The 13,021-nt window shown below is 67.2% G+C and carries 14 protein-coding genes and 1 tRNA gene; 13 read left to right on the top strand and 2 right to left on the bottom strand.

The features are described 5' to 3' along the window. The first annotated feature begins 7 nt into the window (after positions 1-7). Entirely contained in the window at positions 8-199 is a 192-nt protein-coding gene (locus tag A5712_RS06115) for a hypothetical protein (RefSeq protein WP_068102529.1), read from the top strand. Positions 200-236: 37 nt separating this feature from the next. Continuing rightward, positions 237-1,343, top strand: a complete 1,107-nt coding sequence (locus tag A5712_RS06110) for a hypothetical protein (protein ID WP_068102527.1) — start codon at positions 237-239, stop codon at positions 1,341-1,343. A gap of 1 nt (position 1,344) precedes the next feature. Here the strand turns inward: A5712_RS06110 and A5712_RS06105 are convergent. Then, positions 1,345-1,434 (bottom strand) — tRNA-Ser (locus tag A5712_RS06105). A gap of 37 nt (positions 1,435-1,471) precedes the next feature. Between A5712_RS06105 and A5712_RS06100 the strand changes: the two genes are divergently transcribed. Continuing rightward, positions 1,472-2,440 (top strand): NAD(P)H-quinone oxidoreductase, encoded by a 969-nt coding sequence (locus A5712_RS06100; RefSeq protein WP_068102525.1) that lies wholly within the window; start codon positions 1,472-1,474, stop codon positions 2,438-2,440. Between the two features lie 78 nt (positions 2,441-2,518). Here A5712_RS06100 and A5712_RS06095 read toward each other — a convergent pair whose 3' ends face one another. Next, the gene (locus A5712_RS06095; protein ID WP_068102523.1) at positions 2,519-3,715 is read right to left on the bottom strand and encodes a cysteine desulfurase-like protein; all 1,197 of its coding nucleotides are present in this window, start codon (positions 3,713-3,715) and stop codon (positions 2,519-2,521) included. A 122-nt stretch (positions 3,716-3,837) separates the two neighbouring features. Here A5712_RS06095 and A5712_RS06090 point away from each other — a divergent pair, with 122 nt between their 5' ends. The 10 genes from A5712_RS06090 (at position 3,838) to A5712_RS06045 (ending at position 12,909) form a co-directional block, all read left to right on the top strand. Continuing rightward, complete coding sequence (locus A5712_RS06090) at positions 3,838-5,808, top strand: DUF6541 family protein (RefSeq protein WP_068102521.1); 1,971 nt, start codon at positions 3,838-3,840, stop codon at positions 5,806-5,808. Positions 5,809-5,820: 12 nt separating this feature from the next. Further along, on the top strand, positions 5,821-6,366 hold the full coding sequence (locus A5712_RS06085) for a bacterial proteasome activator family protein (RefSeq protein ID WP_156766438.1): 546 nt from the start codon (positions 5,821-5,823) through the stop codon (positions 6,364-6,366). 5 nt (positions 6,367-6,371) lie between these two features. After that, positions 6,372-7,181, top strand: a complete 810-nt coding sequence (locus tag A5712_RS06080; protein WP_068102519.1) for an ABC transporter ATP-binding protein — start codon at positions 6,372-6,374, stop codon at positions 7,179-7,181. Beyond that, complete coding sequence (locus tag A5712_RS06075; protein WP_068102517.1) at positions 7,178-8,104, top strand: glycosyltransferase; 927 nt, start codon at positions 7,178-7,180, stop codon at positions 8,102-8,104. Before A5712_RS06080 ends, A5712_RS06075 begins: the two co-directional genes overlap by 4 nt. After that, positions 8,101-8,931 carry an ABC transporter permease gene (locus A5712_RS06070; protein ID WP_068102515.1) on the top strand — a complete coding sequence of 277 codons (831 nt, stop codon included), beginning with the start codon at positions 8,101-8,103 and terminating at the stop codon, positions 8,929-8,931. The genes A5712_RS06075 and A5712_RS06070 overlap by 4 nt, the downstream gene beginning before the upstream one ends. 84 nt (positions 8,932-9,015) lie before the next feature. After that, positions 9,016-9,555 carry a 6-carboxytetrahydropterin synthase gene (locus A5712_RS06065; protein ID WP_082973305.1) on the top strand — a complete coding sequence of 180 codons (540 nt, stop codon included), beginning with the start codon at positions 9,016-9,018 and terminating at the stop codon, positions 9,553-9,555. 170 nt (positions 9,556-9,725) lie between these two features. Next, positions 9,726-10,205 carry a GreA/GreB family elongation factor gene (locus tag A5712_RS06060; protein ID WP_068102513.1) on the top strand — a complete coding sequence of 160 codons (480 nt, stop codon included), beginning with the start codon at positions 9,726-9,728 and terminating at the stop codon, positions 10,203-10,205. Between the two features lie 102 nt (positions 10,206-10,307). Next, the gene (locus A5712_RS06055) at positions 10,308-10,673 is read left to right on the top strand and encodes a GtrA family protein (protein WP_156766441.1); all 366 of its coding nucleotides are present in this window, start codon (positions 10,308-10,310) and stop codon (positions 10,671-10,673) included. 88 nt (positions 10,674-10,761) lie between these two features. Beyond that, a complete protein-coding gene (locus A5712_RS06050; RefSeq protein WP_068102509.1) occupies positions 10,762-12,126 on the top strand; it encodes an FAD-binding oxidoreductase in 1,365 nt (454 codons plus the stop codon). Beyond that, complete coding sequence (locus A5712_RS06045) at positions 12,127-12,909, top strand: decaprenylphospho-beta-D-erythro-pentofuranosid-2-ulose 2-reductase (protein WP_068102507.1); 783 nt, start codon at positions 12,127-12,129, stop codon at positions 12,907-12,909. Positions 12,910-13,021 lie beyond the last annotated feature (112 nt).

The following is a 13,021-nucleotide window of genomic DNA, read 5'->3' as shown; positions in this document are numbered from 1 at the left end:
GCCACGCATGGCTACATATCGAGTGCTCAACCCGAAGGGCGAGGTCGTCGCGACCGAGGACATCGAAAGCGCCGACAAGGCGCACGCGTGGTTCGTCGACAACAAAGTCGAGGGCAACGAACTCGGCTGGCGCATGGAAGTCGAGCACGACGGCGAATGGCACTTCTTCGACGACAGCGAGGGCGATCGAAGCTACTAGGGTTTGTCCCCCGAGTAGCTGGGGCAACCAACTACGTATGCAATCTGAACGCTTCCGCAAGCTGCTGGACGCACCGGGGCCGTTCGCCTCGGTGTACTTCGAGGACTCGCACGACACCCACGACGCCGAGGCCCAGCTCGAGCTCAAGTGGCGCGCGGCGCGCGAGGAACTCGAGCAGAAGGGTGCCGCCCAAGCGGTGATCGACGAGATCGAGACCGCCGTCATGGACCTGCGGCCGCCGATCGGCCGCAGCGGGCGCGCGGTGGTCGCCAGCGCCGACGGCGTGGTGATCAACGAGCATCTGGCGCGGCCCACCGCGACGACCGTCGTCCGTGTGTCCGAATTACCTTATCTGATACCGATTCTCGAGCAGAGCTTCGATCACCCGGACTACGTGCTGGTGGTCGTCGACCACAGCGGCGCCGACATCACCACGCAACTCGGCGGCACGCTGCATTCGGAAACCGTCGACGGCGGTGGCCACCCCGTGCACAAGGCCGCGGGCGCCGAGACCGCGGGTTACGGCGACCCGCAGTTGCGCACCGAGGAGGCCGCCCGCAAGAACATGCGCGCGGTCGCCGACCGCGTCGGCGAACTCGTCGACGACAAGGGCATCGACGTGATCTTCGTCGTCGGCGAGGTGCGATCGCGCTCGGACCTGCTCGCGGCGCTGCCGGAACGGTTGCGCGACCGGGCGGTCCCGCTCGAGGTCGGGGCGCGGCACAGCGGTCACGACTTCGGCGAGATCGAGCAGGCCATCGAGGACGAATTCGTCAACCGCCAGTTGCGCACGATCGACGCCGCCGCACAGCGCTTCAGCGCCGAGATCGGCCGCGAATCCGGCCTGGCCGCCGAGGGATTGGGTCCGGTCTGCTCCGCGCTGCGCCAGGGCGCGGTCGAGACCCTGATCATCGGCGAAATCGGGGACGCCACCGTCGTCACCGACGAGGGCCTGACGACGGTCGCCCCCAACGAGAACGTGCTGTCCGAGCAGGGCGCCGCTCCCGACAAAACCTTGCGCGCCGACGAGGCGCTGCCCATGTTCGCGGTTTCGGTCGGGGCGTCGCTGGTGCGCACCGACGAACGGATCGCCCCCGCCGACGGCGTCGGTGCCGTGCTGCGCTACGCGCCGACCCTGCACTGATTGGCGGTGGCGGAGGGATTTGAACCCCCGGACGGTTTTAGCCGTCTCTCGCTTTCAAGGCGAGTGCATTAGGCCGCTCTGCCACGCCACCGCCCATAAGGGTAACGGGGACTAGTAACGTCGCCGTCATGCGCGCGATTGTCGCCGAATCCCCCGACCAACTGTCCTGGCAAGAGGTGCCCGACGTCACCGCCGGCCCGGGCGAGGTGCTGATCAAGGTCACCGCGGCCGGCGTCAACCGCGCCGACGTGCTGCAGGCGGCCGGCAAGTACCCGCCCCCGCCTGGGGCCAGCGAGATCATCGGCATGGAGGTGTCCGGCGTCGTCGCCGACACCGGCTCGGGCGTGACGGAATGGCCAGTCGGACAACAGGTTTGCGCGCTGCTGGCGGGCGGCGGCTACGCCGAATACGTCGCCGTCCCCGCCGGCCAGGTGATGCCCGTCCCCGACGGGGTGGACCTGGTCGACGCCGCGGGGTTGCCGGAGGTGGCGTGCACGGTGTGGTCGAACCTGGTGATGGTCGCGCATCTGGGCAAGGGGCAGCTGCTGCTGATGCACGGCGGGGCCAGCGGCATCGGCACCCACGCGATCCAGGTCGCGCGGGCGCTGGGCGCCCGGGTGGCCGTCACGGCCGGGTCGGCGGAGAAGCTGGAGTTCTGCCGGCAGCTAGGCGCCGAGATCACCATCAACTATCGCGACGAGGACTTCGTCGCGCGCCTGCAGGAAAACGGCGGTGCTGACGTGATTTTCGACATCATGGGCGCCGCGTACCTGGACCGCAACATCGACGCGCTGGCCACCGACGGCCAGCTGGTCATCATCGGCATGCAGGGCGGGATCAAGGGCGAGCTGAATATCGGCAAGCTGCTGGCCAAGCGGGCGCGGGTGATCGGCACCACGCTGCGCGCCCGCCCGGTGACCGGACCGAACAGCAAGACCGAGATCGTGCAGGCGGTGACGGCGTCGGTGTGGCCGATGATCGCCGAGGGCAAGGTCCGGGAGATCATCGGCGCGCGCATGCCCATCCAGCAGGCCGGTGAGGCGCACCAGCAGTTGGTGGCGGGCAAGGTGACCGGAAAGATCGTGCTGACTGTTTAGGCCTGTTCGCGAACCCAACCTGGCTGCGAATTCTGGCCCGGATTTTCGCAGTGTGGTTCGGCTCGCGGCCTAAATGAGCTAGCCCAGCGACGCGAGCGCCCGCACCAGCTGGTCGACCTCGGCCGTCGTCGAGTAATGCGCCAGGCCGACGGTGACGGCGCCGCCCACGTCGTTGACGCCCAGCACGTCCAGCGCGCGGGAGCTCTCGTTGGTGACGGCGAGAATGCCGTTGTCCGCCAAGCGTTGTACCACCCGCTCGGCGGGCACGTCCTGCAACGCGAAGCTGACCACAGGGATCTGCGCCTCGGGCCGGCCGATCACCATCACCAGCGGCAGCGACCGCAACGACACCATGAGGTAGTCGAAGACCCGGTTCAGATACGCGGTGGCCGACTGCGTCGAAACCGACAGGCGTTCGCGCCGGCTGCCGCGGGCCGACTCGTCGAGCGACGCGAGGTACTCGATGCTGGCGACCAACCCGGCCAGCAGGCCGAACTGATGGGCGCCGACCTCGAGGCGCGCCGGGCCGACGGCCTGGGGGTCGGACGAGACCGCACTGAACGAGTTGATCAGCGCCGGGTCCCGAAAGACCATCGCGCCGATCGGGGGACCGCCCCACGCCAGGGCGTTGACCGCGACGACGTCGGCATCGGTCTCCTTGACGTCGAGCAGTCGGTACGGCGCCGCGGCGGAATGGTCGACCACCACCAGCCCGCCCACTTCGTGCACCAGCTTGGTCATCGCCCGCAGATCGGTGACCGTGCCCAGCGTCGCCGACGCCGACGCGACGGCGACCAGCCGCGTCGACTTCCCGATCAGGCTCTCCCACTGCCAGGTCGGCAGCTCACCGGTCTCGATGTCGATCTCGGCCCATTTCACCTTGGCGCCGTAGCGGTGTGCCGCGCGCAGCCACGGCGCGATGTTGGCCTCGTCGTCGAGCCGGCTGACGATCACCTCGTAGCCCAGGCCGGCCCGTGACGACGACGCCTCGGCCAACGACGACAGCAGGATGGCGCGATCGGCGCCCAGCACGACACCCGCCGGGTCCGCGTTGAACAGGTCGGCAACGGCCGCGCGCGCGGCCTCCAGCACGGCGGCGCTGCGCCGCGCCGACGGATGCGCCCCGACCATGGTGGCGGCGGACCGGCGGAACGCCGTCGACACCGTCGTCGCCACGGAATCCGGGATGAGCATGCCGACCGGCGCGTCGAAGTGCACCCACCCGTCACCCAGCGATGGATGCAGTCCGCGCACCCGGGCGACGTCGTAAGCCATGACAGCCACCTTAAGGCTTCCGCAATTTCGCGAAAATTGTGACGGTAGCGGGTGCCCCCTCGGCGATCCAAGCCGCATGGTGGCTTGGCGAGCCGAGTTACCCGGGCAGCCATACTAGTCCAGTGGGCCTGTGGACCGGAACGCTGATCGCACTGTTCTTGCTGATCGCGCCGGGTGTGATAGTCGCGCGCATCACCCAGCTGACGTGGCCGGTGGCCATCGCGGTTGGTCCTGCGCTGACGTACGGCGTTGTGGCGCTGGCGATTATCCCGCTCGGTGCGCTCGGCGTCCCGTGGAACGGATGGACCGCGCTCGCCGCGCTGGCGGTGGTGTGTGTGGCGGCGACGGGTTTGCAGCTGGCGCTGGCCCGCTATCGCGACCCCGAGGCCGAGGCTCGCGGGGTCAGCCGCTGGCCCGCGGTGACCGTGGCCGCCGGTGTGCTGTTGGGCGCCGCGCTGATCATGTGGGCCGGCTATCGCGGCCTCACGCACTGGCAGTCCATCCCGAGCACCTGGGACGCCGTCTGGCACGCCAACGAGGTGCGCTTCATGCTCGACACCGGTCAGGCGTCCTCGACCCACATGGGCGAACTTCGCAACGTCGAGACCCACCAACCGCTCTACTACCCGTCGGTGTTCCACGCGCTGACCACCGTCTACTGTCAGCTCACCGGCGCGGCGCCCACCACCGGCTACACCCTGAATTCGTTGGCCGCGTCGGTCTGGCTGTTTCCGTCCAGCGCGGCCACCCTCACCTGGTTCCTGCTGCGCCCCATCAGCAGCCAGTGGCGCGCCGCGAGCGTGTCCGCCACCGCCGCCGCGCTGTCGGCGTCGTTCACGTCGGTGCCCTACGTCGAGTTCGGCGTAGCGGCGATGCCCAACCTGGCCGCGTACGGCGTCGCCATCCCGACGTTCGTGCTGATCGCCTCGACGCTGCGGCACCGCGACCGCATCCCGGCGGCCGTGCTGGCGCTGGTGGGCGTCCTCTCGGTGCACCTGACCGGGGGGTTCATCGTCATCCTCTTCCTGCTGGCCTGGTGGCTGCTCGATGCGCTGTGGCATCCGGTGCGCGGGCGCCTCACCGACGCGCTGACCCTGGCCGCCGTGGCCGTGCCCACCGCCGCGATCCTGGCGCCGCAATTCCTCGGCGTGCTGCGGCAGGCCGACATCATCGCCGGGCACGCGTTCCCCAGCTTCAAGAGCGTGAAGCAGGGTGTGATCGACGCGCTGCTACTGCACACCCGCCACCTCAACGACTTCCCGACCCAATACAGCCTGGTGTTTCTGGCGTTCATCGGCATGGCGATACTGCTGTACAAGAGGATCTGGTGGCCACCCGCCGTCTGGGTGGTGCTGACCGTGGCGACCATCTACTCCGGGGCGCCGTTTCGCAATCCGCTCGGCCGGGCGATCGAGGTGTTCAGCCAGTTCTTCTACAACGATCCGCGCCGGCTCTCGGCGGTGGTGACGATGCTGGTGACGCCGATGGCGGGCATCGCGCTGTTCGCGATCGTCGTGGGCTTCGTCGCCCTCGCCAAGCGGCTCACCGAGCGGTTCACCCGCCTGCCCGCCCCGGTCTGGACCGCGGCGACGGCGTTCCTGCTGGTGGCGGCCGTCCTGGTCAGCGGCCGGCAATACCTCTACCGGCACCTGGTGTTGTTCGGCGACAAGTACGACTCGGTGATCATCGACCAGCGAGACCTGATGGCGATGGCGTACCTGGCCAAGCTGCCCGGTGCCCGCAACACCCTGATCGGCAACTCCAACGTCGACGGCACCGCGTGGATGTACGCGGTGGCCGACCTGCATCCGCTGTGGACCCACTACGACTTCCCACAGCAGACGGGTCCGGGCTACTACCGCTACATCTTCTGGATTGCGGCACGCAGGGGTGAATCCGATCCCAAGGTGGTCGAGGCGATTAAAGCGCTCAATATCAGGTACATCCTGACCAGCGCGCCCAACGTCAGAGGGTTTGCCACACCCGAAGGACTAGTGTCTCTGGATAAGTCGAAGTCGTGGACGATGATCTACGACAATGGCGGGGCTCGAATCTTCGAATGGCACGACGACAGCGCGGCGCCGCCCCCGTAGACGCATAAGAGGATGGTGAACGGATTGACTAACGGCAACGACGGCCCGGACGCCGACGGCATCGAGGTGATCGGCGGCGTCGACCCGCGGATCATGGCGCTCCACGAGGCCGACAGTGACGCCGACTCCGACGAGCGCTCCCTCACCGATCTCGTCGAGCAGCCCGCCAAGGTGATGCGGATCGGCACGATGATCAAGCAGTTGCTGGAGGAGGTGCGCGCCGCACCGCTGGACGAGGCCAGCCGCAACCGGCTGCGCGACATCCACGCCACCAGCATCCGCGAGCTCGAAGACGGCCTGGCGCCGGAACTGCGTGAGGAGCTCGATCGGCTCACCCTGCCGTTCAACGAGGACGCCGCGCCGTCGGACGCCGAGTTGCGCATCGCGCAGGCGCAGCTGGTCGGGTGGTTGGAAGGGCTGTTCCACGGCATCCAGACCGCGCTGTTCGCCCAGCAGATGGCCGCCCGCGCGCAACTGGAGCAGATGCGCCAGGGGGCGCTCCCGCCGGGCATCAGGTCGGGCCACGGCCCGGGTTCGGGCACCGGGCAATACCTGTAAAGCACATGACGCTGCCGGGACCGGGTCCGCACATCGAGACGCGCGACGCGTGGGTGGAATTTCCCATCTTCGACGCCAAATCGCGGTCGCTGAAGAAGGCGTTCCTGGGCAAGGCGGGCGGAACGATCGGTCGCAACAGCTCCAACGTCGTCGTCGTCGAGGCGTTGCGCGACATCACGATGAAGCTTGAGCTGGGGGACCGGGTCGGTCTCGTCGGCCACAACGGGGCCGGGAAATCGACTCTGCTGCGCCTTCTTTCGGGCATCTACGAGCCCACCCGCGGGTGGGCGAAGGTCACCGGCCGGGTCGCGCCGGTGTTCGACCTCGGGGTGGGCATGGACCCGGAGATCTCGGGCTACGAGAACATCATCATCCGTGGCCTGTTTCTCGGGCAGACCCGAAAGCAGATGATGTCGAAGGTCGACGAGATCGCCGAGTTCACCGAGCTCGGCGACTACCTGTCGATGCCGCTGCGCACCTACTCCACCGGGATGCGGGTCCGCCTGGCGATGGGGGTGGTCACCAGCATCGACCCCGAGATCCTGCTACTCGACGAGGGCATCGGTGCGGTGGACGCCGACTTCCTGAAGAAGGCCCAGACCCGGCTGCAGCGCCTGGTCGAGCGCTCCGGAATCCTGGTGTTCGCAAGCCATTCCAACGAGTTCCTGGCCCGGCTGTGCAAGACGGCGATGTGGATCGACCACGGCGTCATCCGCATGTCCGGCGGCATCGAGGACGTGGTGCGCGCGTACGAGGGCGAGGACGCGGCCCGGCACGTGCGCGAGGTGTTGGCCGAAACCGCCGGGCAGCCATGAGCGACAGCGTCTTCGCCGTCGTGGTCACCCACCGGCGCCCGGACGAGCTCGCCAAATCGCTGGACGCGCTCAGCAGCCAGACCCGGTTGCCCGATCACCTGATCGTGGTCGACAATGATTTTTCCGGCGAAGGCGCCGGGTCCGGCCGCGTCCGGGATCTGGTTGCTGGCCAGCCCATTTCGACGACCTACCTGAGCTCGCGCCGAAACCTCGGCGGCGCGGGCGGTTTCGCGCTGGGCATGCTGCACGCGCTGGCGCAGGGCGCCGACTGGGTGTGGCTCGCCGACGACGACGGGCGGCCCCGGGACTCGCACGTGCTGGCGACGCTGCTGGCCTGCGCCGAGAAGTACGGCCTGGCCGAGGTGTCGCCGATGGTGTGCAACATGGAAGACCCGGAGCGGCTGGCGTTCCCGCTGCGACGCGGCCTGGTATGGCGCAGGCGGACAAGCGAATTGCGCACCGAGGAGGGGCAGGATCTGCTGCGCGGAATCGCGTCGTTGTTCAACGGCGCGCTGTTCAAGGCGTCGACGCTGGAGTCGATCGGCGTGCCGGACCTGCGGCTGTTCGTGCGCGGCGACGAGGTGGAGATGCACCGCCGGCTGGTTCGCTCCGGCCTGCCGTTCGGCACCTGCCTGGACGCGGTCTACCTGCATCCGTGCGGATCCGATGAGTTCAAGCCGATCCTGGGCGGCCGGATGCACACGCAGTACCCCGACGACGCCACCAAGCGGTTCTTCACCTACCGCAACCGCGGATACCTGATGGCGCAGCCGGGCCTGCGCAAGCTGCTGTTCCAGGAGTGGGTCCGATTCGGCTGGTTCTTCCTGGTGACCCGCCGCGACCCCAAGGGCCTGGCCGACTGGATTCGGTTGCGCCGCTTGGGCCGTCGCGAGCGCTTCGGCAAGCCGGGAGGCACCACGTGACATTCATCGACGCCGCGGCGCAGTCGCGGACCTTTACCCGCGCCCGCAACGACCTGGTCGACGGTTTCCGTCGGCACGAGCTGTGGCTGCACCTGGGCTGGCAGGACATCAAACAGCGCTACCGCCGCTCGGTGCTGGGACCGTTCTGGATCACCATCGCCACCGGGACGACGGCCGTGGCGATGGGGGGCTTGTATTCGAAGCTCTTCCACCTGGACCTGGCGGTCCACCTGCCCTACGTCACGCTCGGGCTGATCATCTGGAACCTGATCAACGCCTCGATCCTCGAGGGCGCCGACGTGTTCGTCGCCAACGAGGGGCTGATCAAGCAGCTGCCCACACCGCTTTCCGTGCACGTCTACCGGCTGGTGTGGCGGCAGATGCTGTTGTTCGCGCACAACATCGTGATCTACGTCGTCGTCGCCATCATCTTTCCCAAGCCGTGGTCGTGGGCCGACCTATCGGTCATCCCGGCTTTGGCGCTGATCGTGCTCAATTCCATTTGGGTGTCACTGTGTTTCGGCATCCTGGCCACCCGCTACCGCGACATCGGGCCGCTGTTGTTCTCGGTCGTGCAGTTGCTGTTCTTCATGACGCCGATCATCTGGAACGACGACACGCTGCGGCAGCAAGGCGCCGGACACTGGGCGAGCATCGTCGAACTCAACCCGCTGCTGCATTACCTCGACATCGTTCGCGCCCCGCTGCTGGGAGCCCACCAGGAACTGCGCCATTGGGTGGTGGTCCTGATCCTGACGGTCGTCGGCTGGCTACTGGCGGCCTTCGGAATGCGGCAGTACCGCGCCCGGGTGCCGTACTGGGTTTAGTCCCGCCGCGCCTGGCCGCGTGTCGGCCTGCTGCGCCAAGAATCCTCCAAGGATCCGTCAAGGCGTCGAGCCGACGCTGCACTCATGAGTGACATCGCTTTCGACGACGACGTTTACGTCGCCACCATCCATCGCGCCGACACACCGATCGGCCGGGCGGCGCGGTTCCACATGCGCAAGCTGTTCGACCAATTCCCGTGCTGCCATCGCTCGTGGGCCAATCGGGGCAAGCGTTTCTTCTTGCACGGCTACGAGCGGGCCTTCGAAATCGAATTCGCTTGCGCCGAGACCGAACGCGGCACCGGCCTGGTGGTGGACGGCGACGCGATCGCCGAAGTCCGGTCGGCACTGCGATACCAGTTCGATCACACCACCCTGATCGCACAGGACGACCCGCAGCGCGACCTGTTCGAACTGCTGGCCGAGCGGGGCGTCATCGTCCTGCGGATCATGGAGAACACCGGCATGGAGGGCTCGGCGGCCTGGGTGTTCGAGACCGCCGAACGGATCGTCGCGCTGGCGACCGGCGGCCGGGTGTGGGTATCACGGATCGAGGCGCGGGAAAGCCGCAACAACGTGGTCACCCTCACGGCAGGACCGATAGGGGCCGCAGGCTGGGCGTGACCGCGCGAAATGAGCGCCCACCAGCAAACAAGGATAGATTCGCCGCACTACTGGGTATGTGTACAACAACCAAGTTTCCCTGCGCGTAAGGTGGCGGCTGCCTGGCGGTGGTGCAACACTGTAGCGCTACAGGTCAGCAAGTGACGGCAGACAGGATCGGGTCGACTGACGTGAGCAAAAAAGCCAAGTCGGCGGCGGATGAGGCGCGGGAAAACCTCGCCGCGGAGCTGGACCGCCTCAAGCAGCGGCGTGATCGCCTCGAGGTCGAGGTCAAAAACGACCGCGGTATGGTCGGCGACCACGGAGACGCGGCCGAGGCGATACAACGCGCGGACGAGCTCGTCGTGCTCGGCGACCGGATCAACGAACTGGACCGCCGCTTGCGCAGCGGACCGTCGCCCTCGGACGACTCCGAAACGCTGCCCGGCGGCACCGAGGTCACGCTGCGGTTCCCCGACGGTGAAGTCGTCACCATGCACGTGATTTCCATCGTCGAAGAGACCCCCATCGGCCGCGAGGCCGAGACGTTGACCGCCCGCAGCCCGTTGGGGCAGGCCCTGGCGGGCCGCAAAGCCGGCGACACGGTGACCTACACGACGCCGCAAGGGGAAAACCAGGTCGAGCTCATCGCGGTGAAGCTGCCCCGTTAGCCCGCTGCGGGTGGCGACGGCCCCGATAGACTCGCCGCAATGATCCCGCCGGACCCTGAAGCCGCCCCTGCGCGCCCACACGTGGGTTTGACGACGCAGGTGATGCGCTTCGTCGCTACCGGCGGTATGGCCGCAATCGTCGACTTCGGCCTCTACCTGGTGCTCTACAAGCTGGTGGGACTGCAGGTCGACCTGTCCAAGGCGACGAGCTTCATCGTCGGCACCATCACCGCCTACCTGATCAACCGCCGATGGACGTTTCAGGCGGCGCCCAGCACGGCGCGATTCGTCGCGGTCATGGTCCTCTACGCGATCACGTTCTCGGTGCAGGTCGGCCTCAACCACCTCTGCCTGTCGCTTTTGCACTATCGCAGCTCGGCGATACCAGTCGCGTTCGTGATCGCGCAGGGAACGGCCACGGTGATCAACTTCATCGTGCAGCGAGCCGTTATCTTCCGCCTCCGCTGACCGACCTGGCCAGATCGGATTGTCCGCCTCCTCAGCGGGACGCAAGCGTCCCGCATCGTCGCCGAACCAGGCGGTAGCCTCTTTGACGATGTTCACCACCAAGCGGCTCGCGGGCTGGGGGCGTACCGCGCCCTCTTTGGCGACGGTGCTTTCCACGCCGGACCCCGAGGAGATCGCGAAAGCCGTGGCCAACACGGCGGACGCCGGCGGGCGCGGTGTAATCGCCCGCGGGTTGGGCCGTTCCTACGGCGACAACGCGCAAAATGGCGGCGGCCTGGTGATCGACATGACCGAGCTGAACACCATTCACTCGATCAGCGCGGACACCAAGCTGGCCGACCTCGACGCCGGGGTCAACCTCGACCAGTTGATGAAGGCCGCGCTGCCGTTCGGCCTGTGGGTGCCGGTGCTGCCCGGCACCCGGCAGGTCACCATCGGCGGCGCGATCGCCTGCGACATCCACGGCAAGAACCATCACAGCACGGGCAGCTTCGGTAACCACGTGCGGTCGATGGACCTGCTGACCGCCGACGGCCAGGTCCGCCACCTCACTGGAACCGGTGAGGACTCCGAGCTGTTCTGGGCCACGGTCGGGGGCAACGGTCTAACCGGGATCATCCTGCGGGCCACCATCGAGATGACGCCGACCGAGACCGCTTATTTCATCGCCGACGGCGACGTCACCGCCAGCCTGGACGAAACGATCGCGTTTCACAGCGACGGCAGCGAGGCCGACTACACCTATTCCAGCGCCTGGTTCGACGCGATCAGCGCGCCGCCGAAACTCGGTCGCGCGGCCATTTCGCGCGGCTCGCTGGCCAAGCTCGACCAGCTGCCGCCAAAGCTCCGGCGCAATCCGCTGAAATTCGATGCGCCACAATTGCTTACGTTTCCCGACGCATTCCCGAACGGATTGGCCAACAAATACACGTTCGGGCCGATCGGCGAGTTGTGGTACCGCAAGTCCGGGACCTACCGCGGCAAGGTGCAGAACCTGACGCAGTTCTACCACCCCCTGGACATGTTCGGCGAATGGAACCGGGCGTACGGTCCTGCCGGCTTCACTCAGTACCAATTCGTCGTGCCCACCACCGCCGTCGAAGAGTTCAAGGGCATCATCCGCGACATCCAAAAGTCCGGGCACTACTCATTTCTCAACGTCTTCAAGCTGTTCGGGCCGGGCAACCAGGCCCCGCTGAGCTTCCCCATTCCGGGCTGGAACGTGTGCGTCGACTTTCCCATCAAGCCGGGGCTCAACGAGTTCCTCAACGAACTCGACCGCAGAGTCCTGGAGTTCGGCGGCCGGGTGTATACGGCCAAGGATTCGCGCACCACCGCCGAAACCTTCCACGCCATGTATCCGCGCATCGACGAGTGGATCGCCCTGCGCCGCAAGGTCGATCCCCTGCGAGTGTTCGCCTCCGACATGGCCCGACGCTTGGAGTTGCTGTAGATGGTTCTCGATGCCGTGGGAAATCCACAGACCATCCTGCTGCTCGGTGGCACCTCCGAGATCGGGCTCGCCATCTGCGAACGCTACCTGCAGAACGCACACGCCCGAATCGTGTTGGCGGACTTACCCGACCATCCGCGTAAGGCTGACGCCGTCGCGGCGATGACGGCGGCCGGCGCCAAGTCTGTCGAATGGATCGACTTCGACGGCACCAAGAGCGACACCCATCCAACGGTCATCGACCGGGCCTTCGCCGAAGGCGATGTGGACGTCGCAATCGTGGCATTCGGCGTGCTAGGGGATGCCGAAGAGCTGTGGCAGAACCAGCGCAAGGCGGTGCTGGCCGCCGAGATCAACTACACCGCAGCCGTTTCCGTGGGTGTGCTGCTGGGCCAGAAGATGCGCGCCCAGGGCTTCGGCCAGATCATCGCGATGAGTTCGGCCGCAGGTGAGCGGGTGCGGCGGTCCAACTTCGTGTACGGCTCCACCAAGGCCGGCCTCGATGGCTTCTACCTGGGCCTCGGGGAAGCACTGCGCGAGTTCGGCGTTCGGGTTCTGGTGATCAGGCCCGGCCAGGTTCGCACGTCGACGACGCTCGCGCACTGGAAGGCGACTGGCGCCAAGGAGGCCCCCCTCACCGTCGACAAGGAGTACGTCGCCAACCTCGCGGTGACCGCGGCGGCACAAGGTAAGGAATTGGTTTGGGCACCAGCAGCATTCCGTTACGTGATGATGGTGTTGCGACACGTCCCGCGGAGGATCTTCCGCAAGCTGCCAATCTGACGATGCGCAACACGCTGGCCACCCTGGGCCAGATGGCCGCCGCGGTGGCGGTCGCCGTCGCCGTGGCGATGCCGTCGCTGATCGCGATCGCCGGCGTGCAATGGCCGGCCTA

Origin of the sequence: Mycobacterium sp. E2327, from assembly GCF_001672675.1 — a bacterium.
Lineage (GTDB): Bacteria > Actinomycetota > Actinomycetes > Mycobacteriales > Mycobacteriaceae > Mycobacterium.
This window is presented reverse-complemented; position numbering and strand designations above follow the sequence as displayed.

Bases quoted from the DNA above. Each gene is read 5' to 3' on its own strand.
- A5712_RS06065 (WP_082973305.1), top strand. From the start codon at position 9,016: ATGAGTGACATCGCTTTCGACGACGACGTTTACGTCGCCACCATCCAT.
- A5712_RS06095 (WP_068102523.1), bottom strand. From the start codon at position 3,715: ATGGCTTACGACGTCGCCCGGGTGCGCGGACTGCATCCATCGCTGGGT.
- A5712_RS06075 (WP_068102517.1), top strand. From the start codon at position 7,178: ATGAGCGACAGCGTCTTCGCCGTCGTGGTCACCCACCGGCGCCCGGAC.
- A5712_RS06080 (WP_068102519.1), top strand. From the start codon at position 6,372: ATGACGCTGCCGGGACCGGGTCCGCACATCGAGACGCGCGACGCGTGG.
- A5712_RS06085 (WP_156766438.1), top strand. From the start codon at position 5,821: ATGGTGAACGGATTGACTAACGGCAACGACGGCCCGGACGCCGACGGC.
- A5712_RS06045 (WP_068102507.1), top strand. From the start codon at position 12,127: ATGGTTCTCGATGCCGTGGGAAATCCACAGACCATCCTGCTGCTCGGT.
- A5712_RS06110 (WP_068102527.1), top strand. From the start codon at position 237: ATGCAATCTGAACGCTTCCGCAAGCTGCTGGACGCACCGGGGCCGTTC.
- A5712_RS06100 (WP_068102525.1), top strand. From the start codon at position 1,472: ATGCGCGCGATTGTCGCCGAATCCCCCGACCAACTGTCCTGGCAAGAG.
- A5712_RS06050 (WP_068102509.1), top strand. From the start codon at position 10,762: ATGTTCACCACCAAGCGGCTCGCGGGCTGGGGGCGTACCGCGCCCTCT.
- A5712_RS06055 (WP_156766441.1), top strand. From the start codon at position 10,308: ATGCGCTTCGTCGCTACCGGCGGTATGGCCGCAATCGTCGACTTCGGC.
- A5712_RS06115 (WP_068102529.1), top strand. From the start codon at position 8: ATGGCTACATATCGAGTGCTCAACCCGAAGGGCGAGGTCGTCGCGACC.